At 72.7% G+C, this 21677-nt stretch carries 2 protein-coding genes and 1 pseudogene; all 3 read right to left on the bottom strand.

Translation table 11 applies throughout. The annotated features are described in order from the left end of the window. Positions 1 to 62: 62 nt before the first annotated feature. Positions 63 to 7172, bottom strand: coding sequence for a non-ribosomal peptide synthetase (locus AB0E24_RS24395; protein WP_359379859.1), 7110 nt, complete (start codon positions 7170 to 7172; stop codon positions 63 to 65). Beyond that, a complete protein-coding gene (locus AB0E24_RS24390; protein ID WP_359379856.1) occupies positions 7169 to 15052 on the bottom strand; it encodes a non-ribosomal peptide synthetase in 7884 nt (2627 codons plus the stop codon). The genes AB0E24_RS24395 and AB0E24_RS24390 overlap by 4 nt, the downstream gene beginning before the upstream one ends. Beyond that, positions 15049 to 21507 (bottom strand): annotated as a pseudogene (locus tag AB0E24_RS24385) (amino acid adenylation domain-containing protein); the annotation flags it as partial. The gene AB0E24_RS24390 and the pseudogene AB0E24_RS24385, both read right to left, overlap by 4 nt. Positions 21508 to 21677 lie beyond the last annotated feature (170 nt).

Raw genomic sequence — 21677 nt, 5'->3', positions numbered from 1 at the left:
CTTGTTTCGGTTCCCGAGGGTTGTTCGGCGCTCCGGGAGGCTCCCGGGGCGGAAGGGCCGGGTCAGTCGCCGGCGCCGAGCCGGTCCCGGAGGATCGGCCCGACGATCCGCAGGGCCACCGGCTGGGTCATCTCGCCGTGGGCGCAATCGATGTCGTGGACCTCGACCCGGCCGTCCACGTACCGGTCCCAGGTGTGCGGGTCCAGCCCGAGCTCCTCGCCGGAGCGGGCGGCACGGAAGTGGATCAGGTCTCCGGTGAACCGGCCGGGGGTGAACTCCTGGCTCATCGCGGCGAAGTTCCGGTGGATCCGGAACATGTTCTCCGCCTGGTCCGCGTCGAGCGTGGCGAAGGGCGAGCCCTCCTCACGGATGGCCGCCATCACCTCGTCGCGGTCGAGGGGGCCGTCATGGCCGGGGTCGATGCCCGCGACCTCCAGGACCTCCCGGAGGAACTGCTGTCGGCTCCACGGTCCGGCGTCGGCCGGTGTCGCGTCCATCGGATAGCCGTCCAGGCTCATCAGCAGGGCGACCTCCTCCCCGGACGCCTGGAGCCGGGTGGCGACGGCCTGGGCGAGTGCCGCGCCGAGGGACCAGCCGAGCAGGTGGTAGGGGCCGTGCGGCTGGATCTCCCGGATCCGGCCGAGGTAGTCCTCGATGACCTCCTCGATGCTTTTGGGCAGATCGCCGATGTCCCGGAGCCCCCTGGCCTGGAGGGCGTGGAGGGGACGGCCGCGGTCCACCTCGGGGATGAGCCGGGTGTAGGGCCAGCCGACGCCCGTGCCGGGGTGGACGCAGAACAGCGGCGGCAGGGCGCCCTGCGCCCGCAGGGGCAGCAGTACGTCCAGGTCGTCGCCGGGGTCCAGTTCGTACAGCCGCTCGGCCAGGCCCGCGACGGTCGGGGTGTTGAGGAGGGTCCGGATCGTCAGGTCGACGCCGAAGGCCAGCCGCACCTGGTTGGCCAGCCGCACCATGAGCAGCGAATGGCCGCCCAGCTCGAAGAAGTTGTCGTCGATCCCCACCCGGGGCAGCCCCAGCACCTCCGCGAACACCCCGCACAGGATCCGCTCGCGTACGGTGCGCGGGGCGCGGCCCTCGGCGGCCACGGGGGCATCGGGCGCGGGCAGCGCCCCGCGGTCCAGCTTGCCGTTGGGGGTCAGCGGCAGCTCGGACAGTGGCACGAAGGCGGACGGCACCATGTACTCGGGCACCTCGGCCGCCAGGTGGTCGCGCAGGGCCGCCGGGGCGGGTTCGCCACCGGTGGCCGGGACGACGTACGCCACCAGGCGCGGATCGCCGGGCTGGTCCTCCCGGACCACGACCGCGGTGTGCGCCACCTCGGCGTGGCGGGCCAGCACCGCCTCGATCTCGCCCAGTTCGATCCGGAAGCCGCGCAGCTTCACCTGGTCGTCGGCGCGGCCGAGGAAGTCCAGGGCGCCGTCGGACCGCCAGCGGGCCACGTCCCCGGTGCGGTACATCCGACCGCCGTCGGCGGAGAAGGGGTCGGCGACGAACCGCTGCGCCGACAGGCCGGGGCGGCCCAGATAGCCCCGGGCCAGCTGGACACCGGCCAGGTACAGATCGCCGGGCACCCCGGGCGGCACCGGCCGCAGCGCGTCGTCGAGCACATACAGCCGGGTGTTCCACACCGGCCGGCCGATGGGCACCGGGCCCGGTGCGGCCCCGCGCTCGCACTCCCAGGAGGTGACGTCCACCGATGCCTCGGTCGGGCCGTACAGATTGTGGAGTTCGGCGTCCAGGGTGCGCAGGAACTCGTCCTGGAGCTCACGGGGCAGCGCCTCGCCGCTGCACAGGACGCGCCGCAGTCCGGTGCACCGGGCGGCGCCCGGCTCCTGGAGGAACACCTGGAGCATCGAGGGCACGAAGTGGACCGTGGTGACGCGCTCCGCCTGGATCAGCCCGGCCAGATAGCCGGGGTCCTTGTGGCCCTCGGGCCGGGCGACGACGAGCGCCGCGCCTTCGAGCAGCGGCCAGAAGAACTCCCAGACGGAGACGTCGAAACCGGCGGGCGTCTTCTGGAGGACCCGGTCCTCGGGGCCGAGGCCGTAGTGTGCCTGCATCCAGGCGAGCCGGTTGACGATGCCGGAGTGCGGCACCACCACGCCCTTGGGGCGGCCGGTGGAGCCGGAGGTGTAGATGACATACGCGGGCGAGTCGGGGTGCAGGGCGGCGCGCCGCTCACCGTCCGCGACATCGCCGTCCCCGAGCCCGGCAAGGGCCTCCAGGGTGCCGGGCGCGTCCAGTGCCAGGACCGGTACGGACGCGTCGACGGGCAGTCCGGCGGCCGTCCCGGTGGTCGTCAGCAGCAGCGCCGGGGCCGCGTCGTCGAGCATGAAGCGGATGCGGTCCGCCGGGTAGCCGGGGTCCACCGGCAGATAGGCCGCACCGGTCTTGACCACCGCGAGCAGCGCCACGACCAGTTCCACGGAGCGCGGCACGGCGATGGCGACGTAGCCCTCGGGGCCCACACCGCGCCGGATGAGCAGCCGGGCGAGCCGGTTGGCGCGCGCGTTGAGCTCGGCGTAGTCGAGGGTGGTGCCCTCGAAGACCAGCGCCGGCCGGCCGGGGGTGCGGGCCGCCCGCGCCTCGAACAGCGCGGGCAGGGTGGCGGCGGGCACCTGGTGGGCGGTGTCGTTCCAGCCCCGCAGGATCCGCTCGCGCTCGTCCTGGGTCAGCGTGTCGACCTCGGCGATGGAGGTGTCGGGCGCGGCGGCCATCGTGCGCAACACGCGGACCAGCCGCTGGGCGAGCGCCTCGGCGGTGCCGTGGTCGAAGAGGTCGGTGCTGTAGCGCAGGACGCCGTCGATACCGTCGGCGCGGCCGTCGGCGAGCAGTTCCTCGCTGAGCTCCAGGCTCAGGTCGAATTTGCTGATGTCCACGGCCACCGGCTGGGGCGCGGCGTTCAGACCCGGCAGCGCCACGTCCGAGTCCGCGGTGTTCTGCAAGGTGAGCGATACCTGGAACAGCGGGTGGCGGGCCTGGGAGCGCTCCGGGTTGAGGACCTCCACCAGCCGCTCGAACGGGACGTCCTGGTGCGCGAAGGCGCTCAGGTCCCGCTCCCGGACCCGCTGGATCAGCTCGTTGAAGGTCGGCTCCCCCGAGGTGTCGGTGCGCAGCACGAGGGTGTTGACGAAGAAGCCGATCAGGTCGTCCAGCGCCTCGTCGGTACGGCCGGCCACCGGGGTGCCGACGGGGATGTCGGTGCCGCCGCCGAGCCGGGTGAGCAGGGTGGCCAGACCGGTCTGGAGGACCATGAACAGCGTGGCCCGGCCGGTCCGCGCCAGCTGGGCGAGCGAGGTGTGCAGTGCGGGGTCGATCCGGAAGACCACGGCGCCGCCACGGCCGGAGGCGACGGCGGGCCGCGGCCGGTCCACGGGCAGGGCCAGCTCCTCGGGCAGCTGGTCCAGGCTCTCCTTCCAGTAGGCCAGCTGGCGTGCGATCGGGCTGTCCGGCTCGGCCTCGTCGCCCAGCACCTCGCGCTGCCAGAGGGTGAAGTCCGCGTAGTGCACGGGGAGTTCGGCCCAGTCGGGAGCGTCGCCGCGCAGCCGGGCCACATAGGCCGTGGACAGGTCGCGGGCGAGCGGGCCCATGGACCAGCCGTCCGAGGCGATGTGGTGGATCGTCACCAGCAGGACGTGGTCGGTGTCGCCGAGGGAGAACAGCCGTGCCCGTACGGGGATCGCCGCCGCGAGGTCGAAGTGCGCGGTGACCTCGGCGTTGAGGGCGTCGGGCAGCTCCTCCTCGCGTACCTCGGAGTGGGCGAGGGCGATCTCGGCCGAGTCCAGCACGACCTGCCGGGGCACCCCGTCGGTTTCGCGGAACACCGTCCGCAGGCTCTCGTGCCGGGCCACGACGTCGCGCAGGGCGGCCTCGAGGGCGGCCCGGTCCACCTGGCCGGCCAGCCGCATCGCGGTGGGGATGTGGTAGGTGCCGCGGTCGTCGCCGAGGCGGTCGAGGAACCACAGCCGCCGCTGGGCGAAGGACAGCGGAAGCTCCGCGGGCCGCGGCCGCGCGGTCAGCGGGGTGCGGGCGGTCCCGGCCCCGGCCAGCAGGCCCGCGAGCCGGGCCGGGGTGGCGGCCTCGAACAGGGAGCGGATGGCGAGCTCCACGCCCAGCGCCGAGCGGACCCTGGAGACCAGCCGGGTGGCGAGCAGCGAATGCCCGCCCAGGTCGAAGAAGTTGTCGTCCACGCCGACCCGTTCGACGCCGAGGACCTCGGCGAACAGCCCGCACAGGATCTCCTCCTGCGGGGAGCGCGGCGGGCGCGCGGAGGCTCCGGCCACCTCGGGGGCGGGCAGGGCCTTGCGGTCCAGCTTCCCGTTGGCGGTCATGGGCAGTTCGGGCAGGGTGACGAACGCCGACGGCACCATGTACTCGGGCAGCGCGTCCGCGAGCCGGGTGCGCAGCGCGGCGGGGTCGGGCCGGCCGCCGGGGTCGGCGACCACATAGCCGACCAGGCGCCGGTCGCCCTCCTGGTCCTCCCGGACCACCGCGGCCGCGTGGCCCACACCGGGGTGGGCGGCCATGACGGACTCGATCTCGCCGAGCTCGATGCGGAAGCCGCGCAGCTTGACCTGGTCGTCGGTGCGGCCGAGGCACTCCAGGAGGCCGTCGGGGGTCCACCGGGCGCGGTCGCCGGTGCGGTACATCCGGCTGCCCGCGGGGCCGTACGGGTCCGCGACGAAGCGCTCCGCCGTGAGGCCCGGCCGGTTCAGATAGCCCCGGGCCACGCCCTCCCCGGCGAGGTACAGCTCACCGTCGGTGCCGGGGGCCACCGGCCGCAGCCAGCGGTCCAGGACCAGCGCCCGGTAGTTGTGCAGCGGACGGCCGATGGGCGGCGCCGACTCCACGGGGGCGTCGGTGTCCCACGCCGTGGCGTAGACCGTGGCCTCGGTGGGTCCGTACACATTGGCCAGCCGGCCGGGCGACAGGGTCTTCTGGATGTCCACGGCGGCCTGGGCGCCCAGCCGCTCACCGCACAGCAGCACCGTGTCGGCGGTGAGCCGTACGTCCCCCTGGCCGACCAGCTGGGCCAGCGCCGAGGGCACGGCGCTGACCACGGTGCCGGGCAGCTGCGCGGTGGGCCGTTCGGCGAGCGCGAGGAGGTCGTCCAGGACCTCCAGGGTGCCGCCCGACATCAGCGTCCCGAACATCTCGAAGACGGAGACGTCGAAGCTCAGCGAGGTGGTGAACAGCATCCGGGCCGGCTGCTCGCCGCCCAGGGCGGTGCGCGCCCAGGCCGCGAGGTTGACCACCGCGCGGTGCGGCACGGCGACGCCCTTGGGGCGGCCGGTGGAGCCCGAGGTGTAGATGACGTACGCGGGCGAGTCGGGGTGCAGCGGGGCGCGTCGCTCGCCGTCGGCCGGATCGGTCGCCGGGCCGCTCTCCAGCGCCCGCTCCACCTCGGGGTCGTCGAGGACGACCACCCGGTGGCCGGTCGCGGGCAGGGCCGCGTCGACCCCCGACTCGGTGAGCACCAGCGCCGGCGCGGCGTCCTGGACGATGTACGCGATGCGGTCGGCCGGGTACTTGGGGTCGATGGGCAGATATCCGGCGCCCGACTTGAGCACCGCGAGAACGGCCACGAGGGTGCGGTCGTTGCGCGGCAGCGACAGCGCCACCAGCTTCTCCGGGCCCGCGCCCAGGGAGATCAGGTGGTGGGCGAGCCGGTTGGCCCGCTCGTCGAGCTCGGCGTAGGTGAGGGCGGCCTCGCCGTGCACCACCGCGAGCTGGTCCGGGGTGCGCGCCACCTGCTCCTGGAACATCCCGGGCAGGGTGGTGGCGGGCACCTCGCGCGCGGTGTCGTTCCAGTCCACCAGCACCCGGCGGCGGACGGCGGGGTCCAGCGCGTCCACCCGCCCGACGAGCTGCCCGGGGTCCTCGACCACCGCCTCGAAGAAGCGGGTGAGCCGGTCGACCAGGGAGGCGACCGTGGCGCGGTCGAACACATCGGGGCGGTAGCCCACCTTGAGCAGCATCCTGGGCCCGGGGGCCATGGCCAGGCTCAGCGGGTAGTGGGTGGCGTCGCGGCCCGAGCCGCCGGTGACCCGGGCGCCGGAGAGGGAGGACTCGACCGTGCCGGAGTCCACCCGGTAGTTCTCGAAGAGGACGAGGGTGTCGAAGAGGGTGCCGACACCGGCCAGTCCCTGGATCCGGGTGAGCCCCAGGTGCTGGTGGTCCATCAGCTCGGTGTGCTGGTCCTGGAGCCGCCCCAGGAGCTGCCCCAGCGACTCGGCCGGATCCAGCCGCACCCGCACCGGCAGCGTGTTGATGAACAGCCCCACCATCGTCTCCACCCCGGGAATCTCCGGGGGGCGGCCGGACACGGTGGTGCCGAACACCACGTCGTCCCGGCCGGTCAGCGACGACAGCAGCAGACCCCACGCACCCTGCGCCACCGTGTTCAGCGTCCAGCCCCGCGACCGCGCCAGCGCCGTCAGCCGCTCCGTCAGCTCCGCCGGCAGCGAGGCGCTCAGCTCCTCGGGGACCACATCGGCGTGGCCCGAGGCCCGCGGCGCGAGCAGGGTCGGCTCGGCCAGACCCACGAGCGCCGTGCGCCAGGCCGCCTCGGCGGCGGCGGTGTCCTGGTTCGCCAGCCAGGCGAGGTAGTCGCGGTACGGGGTCACCGGCGGAAGGCCGGAGGCGTCCCCGCCACGGGCGTACAGCTCGAAGAACTCGCCCGCCACGATCGGCGAGGACCAGCCGTCCATGAGGATGTGGTGCTTGGTCAGCAGCAGCCGGTGGTCCCGGGGGCCCATCCTGACCAGGGTGAACCGCATGAGCGGGGGCCTGGCCATGTCGAACCGGCGGGTGCGGTCCTCGTCGACGATGCGGGCGATGGCCTCCTCGCGCCGCTCCTCGTCCTCGATACCGCCGAGGTCGTGCTGGAGCCAGGGCAGCGGCACCTCGCGCCGGATGACCTGCACGGGGCGCTCCCCGCCCTTGTGCCGGAACCCGGCGCGCAGCACGGCGTGCCGCTTCAGCAGGGCCCGCCCGGCGGCCTTGAGCGCCTCGGTGTCGATATCGCCCTCGAGGTGGAACACGCTCTGCACGGTGTAGGGGTCGATGCCCTCGGTGTCGTACTGGGCGTGGAACAGCAGCCCTTCCTGCAACGGCCCCAGGGGCAGTACGTCCTCGATCCGGGATTGCTTCACCGGGTGATCCCCCACTCCTCGTCGAGCTCGTCGTCGTCCGACTCGTCGTCCAACTCGTCCTCGAGTTCGTCGATCTCCTGCTGGCTCAGCGACACCAGCGGCAGGTCCGAGGGCGTGTGGCCGCCGGAGGCGCCGCCCTCGACATGGGTGACCAGGGCCTGGAGCACCTGGGCCCACACCTCGCTGAGCTCCTTGACCTCGGGCTCGCGGAACAGGGCTCCGGGGAAGGCCCAGGCCACCCGCAGGCGGGGGCCGTCGGCGTGGTCCTCGGTGACCGCGTTGAGGGACAGGGCGTACATCATCGGGGCGTTCCGGTCGGAGAACCCGGGGGCCTTCTCGGGCGCCGCCGCCCAGTCGGCGTACTCCGCGCGGCCCGCCATGTCGAACCGGCCCAGGTAGTTGAAGCCGATCTGGCGGGGCAGGAAACCGGCCAGGGCGGGCTTGGTGTCCAGGTTGAGATGGCGCAGCAGCCCGAAGCCGAGGCCGTTGTCGGGGATGCCGCGCAGCTGCTCCTTGACCTGCTTGAGCGCGTCCCCGACGGCCGGTCCGCCCGCCAGGACCTCCCGCCAGTCGAGCCGGCCGGGGTCCAGGCGCACCGGGTAGATGCTGGAGAACCAGCCGACCGTACGGGACAGGTCGACCCCGTCGGTGAACTCCTCGCGGCCGTGGCCCTCCAGGTCGACGAGGACGGCCGGGTGGTCCTCACCGCCACGCGAGCGCCGCCAGTGGGCGACCGCCAGGGCGAGCGCGGTGAGCAGTACGTCGTTGACGCCTGCGTTGAACGCCGCCGGGACCTTGGTGAGCAGGGGCCCGGTCAGCTCCGGCGGCAGGATCTGCCACAGCCCGCCCATGGTGTGGTTCATGTCCTGCGACGGGTCCAGGGGCCGCTCGCTGAGCAGCGGGTCCGGCACGTCCAGGGTGCTGGACCACAGCTCCGCCTCCTTGACCCGCTCGGGGGCGTACGCGGAGGCGACCAGGTGCTCGGCCCAGCGTTTGAACGAGGTCCCGACCGGCTGGAGTTCGGCCCGACGCCCCTCCTTGGCCGCCTGCCAGGCCGCCGCCAGGTCGGTCTCCAGGATGCGCCAGGAGACGCCGTCCACGACCAGGTGGTGGATGATCACCAGGAGCCGGCCGGACGCCTCGGGGCCCGCGTCGAACCAGACCGCCTCGAGCATCCGCCCCCGCTCGGGGGAGAGCCGCGCCCACGCGGTCTCCGCCTCGGTCTCGATGGCGGCGCCCAGGGCGTCCCCGGTCAGTCCCGAGACATCGACCCGGGTGATGGACTCGGCCGCGCGCACGGTGCCGCGCGGCGGCACCTCGAGCGACCACTCGCCGCCGCCCTCGGGGCGGGTCAGCCGCATGCGCAGCGCGTCGTGGTGGTCGAGCACGCTCTGCACCGTGGTCTCCAGGGCCTCCTCGCCGAGGTCGGCCGGGACCTGGAGGAGCACCGACTGGGCGTACTTGGCGATCGGACCGCCGCGGTCGCGCAGCCGGTGGATGATCGGGGTGAGCGGCACCGAGCCGACCCCGGTGTCGGTGCCCTTCCCGACGCGCTTGCCGACGGTGCCCGCGTGGGCCGCCAGCGCCTCCACCGTCTTGTGCTGGAAGACGGCCCGGGGGGTGAGCGAAAGCCCCGCCTTGCGGGCCCGGCTGACCAGCTGGATGGAGATGATGCTGTCGCCGCCGAGGTCGAAGAAGCTGTCGTGCACACCGACTTCGGACAGATCGAGCAGATCCGCGAAGATCTCGCAGAGGATCCGCTCCTGCGGGGTGCGCGGCCCCTGCTTGGTGACCGTGGCGGCGAAGTCCGGCGCGGGCAGCGCCGCCCGGTCCAGCTTGCCGTGCGCGGTCAGCGGCAGCGCGTCCAGCAGGACGACCGCGGCGGGCACCATGTAGTCCGGCACCGCGTCCGCGACCCGGGCCCGCAGCGCCGCCGCGTCGGGGCGGGCGCCCGCGGCGGGCACGGCGTAGCCGATCAGGCGCCGCTCGCCCGGCTGGTCCTCGCGTACGACGACCACGGCGCGCTCCACCTCCGGGTGGCCCGCGAGCACGGTCTCGATCTCGCCGAGTTCGATCCGGAAGCCACGCAGCTTGACCTGGTCGTCGGCGCGGCCCACGTACTCCAGCTCACCGTCGGCGCGGCGGCGGGCGAGGTCGCCGGTGCGGTACATCCGGGCGCCCGGCGCGCCGTACGGGTCGGCCACGAAGCGCTCCGCCGTGAGCGCGGCGCGGTTGAGATAGCCGCGGGCCAGGGCGGTTCCCGCGATGTAGAGCTCGCCCGCCACTCCGGGCGGGGCGAGCCGCAGCCCCTCGTCGAGGACGTAGAGGCGCGCGTTGCCCTGGGGACGGCCGATCGGCACCGGTCCTGACGGCACCTCGTCACCGGGCTCGATACGGAACTCCGCGACGTTGACGGTCCCTTCGGTGGGCCCGTACACATTCAGCACGGTGGCCCCGGGGTGGCGGGCCCGCCAGTCCTGGAGCGCCTCGCCGAAGAGCGCCTCGCCGCCCAGCAGAAGCTCATTGCCGGGCGAGAACGCGTCGGGGAGTGCCGCGAGCAGCGGCAGATGGCTGGGGGTGGCCTTCAGGAAGGTCACCGGGCGCCCGGCCAGGGCCCGCTCGGCGGCGGGGTCCTCCTCCAGCGCCGCGAGGTGCACCGCGCCGCCGACGACGAGCGGGGTGTAGAGCGCGGTCACCGAGAGGTCGAAGGAGACCGGCGAGTGCAGCAGCGCGGCGCCGGCCGCGCTCGGGTAGGACCGGCTCGTCCAGTCCAGGTAGTCGGACAGGGAGCGGTGGGTGACGACGACGCCCTTGGGGCGCCCGGTGGAGCCGGAGGTGTAGATGACATACGCCGGGTGATCCACCGACAGCGCCACCAGCCGCTCGCCATCGCCCAGGTCCGTCCCGGCCAGGGCATCGACCCGCGCCCGCGTCTCCGCCTCGTCCAGGACGAGTCGGGCCAGGTCGGGGGTCTCGGGCAGCCCGGCGGCGGTGTCCTGGTCGGTCAGCAGCAGCGCCGGATTCGCGTCGCCGAGCATGTAGGAGATCCGCTCCGCCGGATAGTCCGGATCCACCGGCAGATACGCACCACCGGCTTTGACCACCGCCAGCAACGCCACCACCTGCGACACCGAACGCGGCAACGCAAGCGCCACAATCCGCTCCGGACCCACACCCAACCCCACCAGCAACCGCGCCAGCCGATTCGCCCGCCCGTTCAACTCCCGATAGGACAGCGACACCTCGCCCTCGACCAGCGCCACCGCATCCGGCGTCCGCACGACCTGGGCCTCCACCAGCGCTGACAGCGACCGCACCGGCACCTCGAGCACCGGACCGTTCCACTCCTCCAGAAGCCGCGAACGCTCCCGCCCGGAGAGAATCTCCACCCGGCCCAGCCGCACCTCAGGATCAGCGACCACCGCCTCCAGCAACCGCACAAACCGCCCCACCAACGCCTCGACCGTCCCCCGGTCGAACAGATCCACGCTGTAGCGGATCTCGCCGTGCACACCGTCCGCGGCACCGTCGTGGCCGTGGCGCTCGGTCAGGTCGAAGCTGAGGTCGAACTTGCTGACGGCGACGTCGACGGGCTGCGGCTCGACGGTGATCCCGTCGAGCGTGAGCTGCGGCTCGGGGTTGTTCTGGAGGTTGAGCATCACCTGGAACAGCGGGTGGCGGGCGGCCGACCGCTGCGGGTTGATCGCCTCGACCAGCCGCTCGAACGGCACATCCTGATGCGCGAAGGCCGACAGATCCGACTCCCGCACCCGATCCACCAGCTCACGGAACGACGGATCACCCGACACATCCGTCCGCAGCACCAACGTGTTCACGAAGAACCCGACCAGATCGTCCAGGGCCTCGTCGGTGCGGCCCGCGATGGCCGTGCCCACGGCGATGTCCTGCCCGGCGCCCAGCCGTGACAGCAGCCCGGCCAGCGCCGCCTGCACCACCATGAACACACTCGCCCGCGACTCCCGCGCCAGCCCCACCAACCCTCGGTGCACCTCGGCGGTCAGTCCGAACTCCACGACATCGCCGCGCCCGCTCAGCACCGCAGGACGCGCCCGGTCCACCGGCAGCGCCAACTCCTCCGGCAACCCCGCGAGCCGCTCCCGCCAGAACCCCACCTGACGGTCGAACACACTCCCCTCGGCACCCTCCACACCGAGCACCTCACGCTGCCACAGCGCGAAGTCCGCGTACTGCACCGGCAACTCCGGCCACACGGGCGCACGGCCCGCGCACCGGGCGGTGTACGCGGCGGACAGATCGCGGGCGAGGGGGCTGAGGGACCAGCCGTCCGAGCCGATGTGGTGCATGGTGAGCAGCAGCACATGCTCGGTCTCCGCCAGGGAGAACAGCTCCGCACGCAGCAGCACATCGTCCGCCAGGTCGAACGGCCGCGCCACCGCCGCGCTCAACGCCTCGCCCAGCCCCTCCCGCGACACCACCGACTCCGCGAACGGCACCTCCACCGAAGACCGCACCACCTGCCGCGGCACCCCGTCCACCTCCACGAACACCGTCCGCAGACTCTCGTGCCGCCCCACCACATCACCCAACGCCGCCCGCAACGCCACCCGGTCCAACTCACCGGAGAGCCGCGTGGCGTAGGGGATGTGGTAGGCCGAGGACCCTTCCTCGATACGGCTGACCACCCACTGGCCGCGCTGGGCGTGCGACAGCGGCAGCACCTCGGGGCGCACATACGGGCGCACTCCCGGGCGGGCGTCACCGGCGTGGGCGAGTTCGGTCTCCAGCCGGGCCGCGGTGGGCGCCTCGAACAGCGCGCCCACGGCCAGTTCGACGCCGAACGCGGAGCGGATCCGCGACACCAGCCGGGTGGCCAGCAGCGAGTGCCCGCCCAGGGCGAAGAAGTCGTCGTCGGGGCCGACCCGATCCACGCCGAGCACCTCGGCGAACAGACCGCACAGGATCTCCTCGCGGGGGGTGCGCGGCGCACGCCCGATTCCACCGGTGACCGCGTCGGGCGCGGGCAGGGCCTTGCGGTCCAGCTTGCCGTTGGCGGACAGCGGCAGCCGGTCCAGGGGCACGAACGCCGACGGCACCATGTAGTCCGGCACCGCGGCGGCCAGATGGGCGCGCAGATCCGCGGAGTCGGGGGCGTCCGCCGGGTCCGCCGCCACCGGGTAGGCCACCAGCCGCTGGTCACCGGCGCGGTCCTCCCGGACCACGACGGCCGCCGCGGCGATCCGCTGATGGCTGGTCAGGGCGGCCTCGATCTCGCCGAGTTCGATCCGGAAGCCGCGCAGCTTGACCTGGTCGTCGGCGCGGCCGAGGAACTCCAGGACCCCCTGGTCGGTCCAGCGGGCCACATCGCCGGTGCGGTACATCCGGCTGCCCGCGGGCCCGTACGGGTCGGCGACGAAGCGCTCGGCGGTCAGATCGGGCCGGTCGAGATAGCCCCGGGCCAGCTGCGCGCCCGCGAGGTAGAGGTCGCCCGCGACACCGGGGGCGACCGGGCGCAGCATGGCGTCCAGGACGAGGGTCCGGGTGTTCCAGACCGGGCGGCCGATGGGCACCGGGCCGGGGGCGTGTCCGGCCTCGCACTGCCAGTAGGTGACGTCCACGGACGCCTCGGTGGGGCCGTACAGGTTGTGCAGCTCCGCCGTCAGCACGGAGAAGAACCGCTCGCGGAGCGGGTCGGGAAGCGCCTCGCCGCTGCATAGGACGCGGCGCAGCCCGGCGCACCGGACGGCGGCCGGCTCCTGGAGGAACTCCTGGAGCATCGACGGGACGAAGTGGAGCGTGGTGACGCGCTGGTCGCGCACCAGGCCGGCGAGGTACGCCGGGTCCTTGTGGCCCCCGGGGCGGGCGACGACGAGCGTGGCGCCCTCGGTGAGGGTCCAGAAGAACTCCCACACCGACACGTCGAAGCCGGCGGGGGTCTTCTGGAGCACCCGGTCGTCCATGGCCAGCCCGTACTGCCCCTGCATCCAGGCGAGGCGGTTGACGATGCCGCGGTGCGGCACGACGACGCCCTTGGGGCGGCCGGTGGAGCCCGAGGTGTAGATGACGTAGGCGGGGTGGTCCTGGGTCAGCGGGGCGGTGCGCTCCGCGTCCTGGACGTCCGTGTCCGCGTGGTCCGCGAGGGCCGCGGTCTGCTCCGGGGCGTCCAGGACCAGGACGGGCGCGTCGGTCGTGGGCAGACCACCGGCGGCGGCCGCGGTGGTGAGCACCAGGGCGGGCCGGGCCTGGGAGAGAACGTAGGAGGTGCGGTCCCGGGGGTGGTCGGGGTCCACCGGGAGGTAGGCTGCGCCGGTCTTGGTGACGGCGAGCAGGGCGACGATCAGCTCCACCGAGCGCGGTACGGCCAGGGCCACGGTCCGCTCGGGGCCGACCCCCTGGGCGATGAGGTGGCGGGCGAGGCGGTTGGCCCGTGCGTTCAGGTCGGCGTAGGAGACCTCGGTGCCCTCGAAGACCACGGCGGGGTGGTCCCGGACGGCCGCCGCGCGGGCCTCGAACAGCCGCGGGAGCGTGTTGGGCCGTACGTCGTACGCGGTGTCGTTCCACCGCTCCAGCACGCGTTCGCGCTCGTCGGCCGCGAGGACGTCGACGGCGGCCACCCGCTGGTCGGGGTCGGCGGCGACGGCCTCGAGGACCCGGGTGAGCCGCGCCGCGGCGGCCTCGGCCGCCACGCGGTCCACGAACTCCGGGCGGTGGCCGACGCGCAACCGGATGCGCTCGCCCGGGTAGGCGATGAGGCTCAGCGGGTAGTGGGTGGCCTCCGCGCCGGAGAAGCCGGAGACCCGCACGCCGTCCACCGTCCGGTCGAGGGCGGCGGGGTCGAAGGGGTAGTTCTCGAAGACGGCGAGGGTGTCGAAGAGCGCGCCGGTGCCGGTCTCCCGCTGGATCTGGGTGAGTCCGAGGTGCTGGTGGTCCATCAGCTCGGTGTGCTGGTCCTGGAGCCGCCCCAGAAGCTGCCCCAGCGACTCGGCCGGATCCAGCCGCACCCGCACCGGCAGCGTGTTGATGAACAGCCCCACCATCGCCTCGACCCCCGGAACCTCCGGAGGACGACCCGAGACCGTGGTGCCGAACACCACGTCGTCCCGGCCGGTCAGCGACGACAGCAGCAGACCCCACGCGCCCTGCACCACCGTGTTCAGCGTCCAGCCCCGCGACCGCGCCAGCGCCGTCAGCCGCTCCGTCAGCTCCGCGGGAAGCTCCAGGCCGAACTCCTCGGGCATCCGGTCCACCCGCTGACCGGCGCCCGGCACCAGCAGGGTCGGCTCGGTGACGCCGTCGAGGGCGGTGCGCCACGCCTTGGCCGCGGCGTCCCGGTCCTGGCGGGACAGCCAGGCGAGGTAGTCGCGGTACGGGGTGACCTTGGGCCGGCCGCTCTCGTCGCCACGTTGTGCGTACAGCTCGAAGAGGTCGTCCACCAGCAGCGGGAAGGACCAGCCGTCCAGCAGGATGTGGTGCAGGGTGACCACCAGCCGGTACCGCTCGTCGGCGAGCCGGGCGAGGGTGAAGCGGATCAGCGGCGGTGCCGCGAGGTCGAAGCGGCGGGTGCGGTCCCGTTCGACGAGCTCGTCGAGCGCCGTCCGCCGCGCCTGGTCCGAGCCGTCCCGCAGATCGGCCTCCTGCCAGGGCAGCTCGACCTCGTGCGGGATGACCTGGACGGGCCGGCTGAGCTTCTCGTGCCGGAACCCGGCCCGCAGATTGGGGTGGCGGCGCAGCAGGGCGTCCCCGGCGGCGCGCAGACCCGCCGGGTCCACCCGGCCTTCGAGGTCGAAGCCGAGCTGCACGGTGTAGGCGTCCACCGACCGCTCGTCGTAGAGGGCGAGGAAGAGCATGCCCTCTTGCAGGGGCGACAGGGGCAGAACGTCGGCGAGTCCCGGCTTGGTCATGAGTTCCTCCACTCGGATTCCAAAAGGTCGATCTCCGCCTGCGACAACGACACCAACGGAAGGTCCGAGGGGGTCCAGCCACTGCTCATGGACCGGTCGGGCCGGTCCGACAGGGCGTCCAGCGCCGTGAACCAGTCCTCGGCGAGGTCACGCACCTCGGGCTCGGACAGCACGCCGTCCGGCCACGACCAGGTGGCGGCCAACCGGGGCCCGTCCACGCCGTCTTGTGTCAGCACATTGATTTCCAGGCAGTGTGCGAGCGGCAGGGCGGGGTCGGCCCCGGCGCCCAGCACGTCCGTCAGGGGGTCAGCGGTCCACTCCGCGTCCGCTCCTCCGGAGCCGGAGGGGGCCGCGAAGCGTCCCAGGTAGTTGAACGAGATCTGCGGTACGGGGCGCGTCCGGAGCGCCTCCGCGGTGTGCGGGTTGAGATGGCGCAGCAGTCCGTAGCCCAGTCCGTTGTCCGGCAGGGCGCGCAGCTGCTCCTTGACCCGCTTCAGGGCGGCCGTCGCGGGGGCCGGCTCCTGGTCCGTGCGGCCGGGGTCCAGCCGTACGGGATAGAGGCTGGTGAACCAGCCGACCGTGCGGGAGAGGTCGATGTCCGGGGCGAACTCCTCCCGGCCGTGCCCCTCCAGGTCGATGAGGACGGCGGTGTGGTCGCCGCCTTCGCGCTTACGGCGCCGGCCGGTGACCGCGAGCGCCAGGGCGGTCAGCATGACCTCGTTGACCGACGCGTTCAGCGCGGCGGGCACCTCGGCCAGCACCGCGGTGGTGCGCTCGGGGTCCATGGTCAGGGTGAGCGACCGTGCGCTGCCGGCGGTGTCCCGGACGGGGTCGAGGGGGCGCCTGCCGAGGGTGCGCTCGGGCGCGGCGGTCATCCGCTCCCACAGCTCGAGTTCGGCGGTGCGCCCGGGGCTGTGGGCCTCTTCGGCGAGCCGCTCCGCCCAGGTCCTGAACGACGTTCCCACGGGTTCGAGTTGGGCCGTCCGGCCCGCCGCGGCGGCCTGCCAGGCGGCGGTCAGATCGGGCACCAGGATGCGCCAGGAGACGCCGTCCACCACCAGGTGGTGCAGGGCGAGCAGCAGCCGCCCCGGCCGGTCCGGTCCGGCGTCGAACCAGACCGCCTCGACCATGCCGCCGGTCGCGGGGGCGAGCCGGTCCAGGGCATGCGCCGACTCGGCGGTGACGCGCTCGGAGAGGGCGTCACCGTCCAGCCCCGCCACCTCGACCCGGGTGACACGGGGCGCGGCCGGGACGGCGCCGGGCCCGGGAACCTCCATGGCCCAGGGGGCGTCGGGCGCCTGCCGTACCAGGCGCATCCGGAGCACATCATGGTGGTCCAGCACGGTCTGGAGGGCGTCCCGGAGGCGGGTGAGCCCCAGGTCCGCCGGGACCCGCAGCAGCATGGTCTGGCTGAACCGGTCGAGCGGGCCACCCCGTTCGCGCTGCCAGGTGATGATCGGCGTCTCCCGGACCGGGCCGACGCCGCTGTCCCCGGCCGCGGGGCGGCTCGTCGCCCCGGCCTCGCGGGCGACGGCCGCGAGCGCCTCGACCGTGCGGTGCCGGAAGACATCGCGCGGGGTGATGACGAGCCCCGCCTTGCGGGCCCCGCTGACGAGCTGGATGGAGACGATGCTGTCGCCGCCGAGGTCGAAGAAGCTCTCGTCGACGCCCACTTCGCCCGCCCCGAGCACCTCCGCGAACAGCCGGCACAGGGTTTCCTCACGCGCCGTGGTGGGCGCGCGCCCCGGGGCGGCGGCGGTGCGGTCGGGCGCGGGCAGGGCCTTCTGGTCCAGCTTGCCGTTGGGCGTCAGCGGCAGATGGCCGAGTGCCACGATCGCGCTCGGCACCATGTACTCCGGGAGCGCGGCGGCCACATGCTTGCGCAGGATCTGCTGGTCGGGCCGGGCGGCACCGGGCTCGGGCACGATGTAGCCGACGAGCTGCCGATGGCCGGGGCGGTCCTCGCGGACGACGACCACGGCGCGCTCCACCTCCGGGTGGCCCGCGAGCACGGTCTCGATCTCGCCGAGTTCGATCCGGAAGCCGCGCAGCTTGACCTGGTCGTCGGCGCGGCCCACGTACTCCAGCTCACCGTCGGCACGCCACCGGACGAGGTCGCCGGTGCGGTACATCCGGGCGCCCGGCGGCCCGTAGGGGTGGGCGACGAACCGCTCGGCGCTGAGCCCGGGGCGGCCGAGATAGCCGCGGGCGAGCCCGGCACCGGCGATGTAGAGCTCGCCGACGACGCCCACGGGAGCGAGCCGCAGCCGCTCGTCGAGGACGAGGGCGCTGGTGTTCCACACCGGGCTCCCGATCGGCGGGGCCCCGGCACCGGGAGCGAGGGGCCCGCTGGTGGTGGCGGCGACGGTGGACTCCGTCGGACCGTACGCGTTGACCATCCGGCGCCCGGGAGACCAGCGCTCCACCAGTTCGGCGGGGCATGCCTCGCCACCCACGATGAGGGTGCGGAAGTCGGTCAGGCCCGCGGGGGCCACCCCGGCGAGTGCGGCGGGCGGAATGAGGGCGTGGGTGATCCGCTGTCCGGCCAGGACGTCGGTGAGCATCTCCCCGACGAGCGGGCCGGGCGGCGGGACGACCAGGGCCGCACCGTGCGGAAGGGCCATGCACACCTCCAGCACCGCCGCGTCGAAGCTCGGCGAGGCGAACTGGAGCACCCGGCTGTCGGGGGTGACGAAGAACCGCTCCGCCTCCGTCCCGCAGAAGGAGGCCAGACCGCGGTGGGTGACGACGACGCCCTTGGGGCGCCCGGTGGAGCCGGAGGTGTAGATGACATACGCCGGGTGATCCACCGACAGCGCCACCAGCCGCTCGCTGTCCTCCAGGTCCGTCCCGGCCAGGGCATCGACCCGCGCCCGCGTCTCCTCCGCATCCAGGACGAGTCGGGCCAGGTCCGGGGTCTCGGGCAGCCCGGCGGCGGTGGCCTGGTCGGTCAGCAGCAGCGCGGGGTCCGCGTCGCGGAGCATGTAGGAGATCCGCTCCGCCGGATAGTCCGGATCCACCGGCAGATACGCACCACCGGCCTTGACCACCGCCAGCAACGCCACCACCTGCGACACCGAACGCGGCAGCGCCAACGCCACAATCCGCTCCGGCCCCACACCCATGCCCACCAACAGCCGCGCCAGCCGATTCGCCCGCCCGTTCAACTCCCGGTAGGACAACGACACCTCGCCCTCGACCAGCGCCACCGCGCTCGGCGTCCGCACGACCTGGGCCTCCACCAGCGCCGGAAGCGACCGCACCGGCACCTCGAGCACCGGACCGTTCCACTCCTCCAGAAGCCGCGAACGCTCCCGCCCGGAGAGAATCTCCACCCGGCCCAGCCGCACCTCAGGATCAGCGACCACCGCCTCCAGCAACCGCACAAACCGCCCCACCAACGCCTCGACCGTCCCCCGGTCGAACAGATCCACGCTGTACTCGACGACACCCTCGATCCCGGCGGGCGTGTCCTGGCCCTCGTGGCGCTCGACGAGGTCCAGCGTCAGGTCGAACTTGGCGGTGGAGGTACGCAGTTGACGAATCCGGGAGTCGACGCCCGGCAGGTCGAGCTCGGGGTCCGGGTTGTTCTGGAGCGCGAGCATCACCTGGAACAGCGGGTGCCGGGCGGCCGACCGCTGCGGATTGACCACCTCGACCAGCCGCTCGAACGGCACATCCTGATGCGCGAAGGCCGACAGATCCGACTCCCGCACCCGGTCCACCAGCTCACGGAAGGACGGATCACCCGACACATCCGTCCGCAGCACCAACGTGTTCACGAAGAACCCGACCAGATCGTCCAGCGCCACATCGGTACGCCCCGCAGTGGCCGTACCGACGGCGATGTCCTGCCCGGCACCCAGCCGCGACAGCAGCCCGGCAAGCGCCGCCTGCACCACCATGAACACACTCGCCCGCGACTCCCGCGCCAACCGCACCAACCCCCGATGCAGCTGAGCCGACAGCCCGAACTCCACCACCCCACCGCGCCCGCTCAGCACCGCAGGACGCGCCCGGTCCACCGGCAGCGCCAACTCCTCCGGCAACCCCGCAAGCCGCTCCCGCCAGAACCCCACCTGACGGTCGAACACACTCCCCTCGACACCCTCCACACCAAGCACCTCACGCTGCCACAGCGCGAAGTCCGCGTACTGCACCGGCAATTCAGGCCACCGCGGAGCCCCACCGGCCGCGCGGGCGCGGTAGGCCGTGGTGAGGTCGGTCGAGAGGGGAATCAGCGACCAGCCGTCGGCGACGATGTGGTGCATGGTCAGCAGCAGCACATGCTCGGTCTCCGCCAGGGAGAACAACTCCGCGCGCAGCAGCACATCGTCCGCCAGGTCGAACGGCCGCGCCACCGCCGCGCTCAACGCCTCGTCCAGACCCTCCCGCGACACGGACGACTCCGCGAACGGCACCTCCACCGAAGACCGCACCACCTGCCGCGGCACCCCGTCCACCTCCACGAACACCGTCCGCAGACTCTCGTGCCGCCCCACCACATCACCCAACGCCGCCCGCAACGCCACCCGGTCCAACTCACCGGAGAGGGTGATCTCAAAGGCCAGGTTGTAGGTGGCGCCGCCGCCCTCGAGCCGGTCGAGGAACCACAGGCGTTGCTGGGCGTGGGACAGCGGCAGCACCGAAGGACGTTCGTAGCGGCGCACACCGTCGCGGGCCACGGCCGCCGAGGAGAGGGCCTCGGCGACGCCGGCGGGCGTGGCGGCCTCGAAGAGCTCGCCGACGGTCAGCTCGGCACCCAGCTCGGCGCGGATCCGGGACACCAGGCGTGTGGCCAGGAGCGAATGCCCGCCGAGGTCGAAGAAGTTGTCGTCCACACCCACACGGGGAGCGTCCAGGATCTCGGCGAACAGACCGCACAAGATCTCCTCACGCGGTGTACGCGGCGCCCGACCACCAGCACTCACCGGCGCCTCCGGCACGGGCAACGCCTCACGGTCCAACTTGCCGTTCACCGTCAACGGCAACCGCCCCAACACCACAAACGCCGACGGCACCATATGCTCCGGCAACATCCCCGCCACATGCCCCCGAAGGCCACCCGCCTCCACATCCGCACCCGCCTCGGGGACCACATACGCGACCAGACGCCTATCCCCGGGACGGTCCTCACGGACCACCACCACCGCCTGACCAACCCCCGCACACTCCCCCAGAACCGACTCGACCTCCCCCAACTCAATACGGAAACCCCGCACCTTCACCTGATCATCAGCCCGCCCCACAAACTCCAGCACACCCTCATCCGTCCACCGCGCCACATCCCCCGACCGATACATCCGCGCACCCGCAGGACCGAACGGATCCGCCACAAACCGCCCCGCCGTCAAACCCGCCCGATTCCAATAACCCCGCGCCACCCCCGCACCCCCGACATACATCTCCCCGGAGACATCGGTCGGCACCGGCCGCAAGTCTTCATCGAGTACATACACCCGCAGGTCCGGAATTCCGACCCCGATCACACTTCCCGCACCTGATTTCGCGATACGGGAATCCAGCGCCGCATAACTCACATGCACCGTCGTCTCGGTGATGCCATACATATTCACCAGCACCGGATCACTGTCACCATGCCGGTCGAACCACTCCGTCAAACGCCAAACATCCAGCGCCTCACCCCCGAACACCACCCACCGCAACGCCAGCCGCCCACCCATATCCGGCGCCTCACGATCCGCCTGCATCAACTGATAGAACGCCGACGGCGTCTGATTCAACACCGTCACACCCTCATCCACCAACAACCGCAAAAACTCCCCCGGCGAACGACTCACCTCGAACGGCACCACCACCAACCGCCCACCCCGCAACAACGCACCCCACAACTCCCACACCGAAAAATCAAACGCGAACGAATGGAACAGCGTCCACACATCATCCGCACCGAAGCCGAACCACCCATCCGTCGACTCGAACAGCCGCACCACATTCCCGTGCGACACCACCACACCCTTGGGCCGCCCCGTGGACCCCGACGTATAGATCACGTAGGCAGCCGCCTCGGACGAAACACGAACCCCCACATCGGCCCCGTCAAAACCCGCCAACTCGGCCATGACCTCGGCGTCGTCCAGCACCACCAGCGGAACTCCCGCCGGCACCTCCACACCCGCGCCCGCCCCCGTCACCACCAGCGAAGGACCCGCGTCCTCCCACACATAGGCCACCCGGTCCGCCGGATAACCCGGATCCACCGGCACATACACCGCCCCCGCCTTCAACACCGCGAGAACACCCACCACCAGATCCACCGACCGCGACAACACCAACCCCACCCGGTCCTCAACACGCACCCCCCGCGCCACCAACAACCGCGCCAACCGATTCGCCCGAGCGTTCAACTCCCCGTACGACAACGACTCCTCGCCACAGACCACGGCGACACTCTCCGCCGAAACGCCGGCCTGAGCCTCGAACAGCTCGGGAAGCGTGGCGGTCTGAACGCGATCGGACATTGCTGAACCCCTCGAAAAGAGCGTGACCAGTGGAGGATTCGATGAACGACGTACGGAATTCACGGCGCGACAAGGCCGGGGTGGAGGGTCCCTCTCCTACGGCTCGGACAATCCGCGGGAGACCCGTCCGCCCCGGCCTCGAA

It is taken from the genome of Streptomyces malaysiensis subsp. malaysiensis, assembly GCF_040653035.1.
Classification (GTDB): domain Bacteria; phylum Actinomycetota; class Actinomycetes; order Streptomycetales; family Streptomycetaceae; genus Streptomyces; species Streptomyces malaysiensis.
This window is presented reverse-complemented; position numbering and strand designations above follow the sequence as displayed.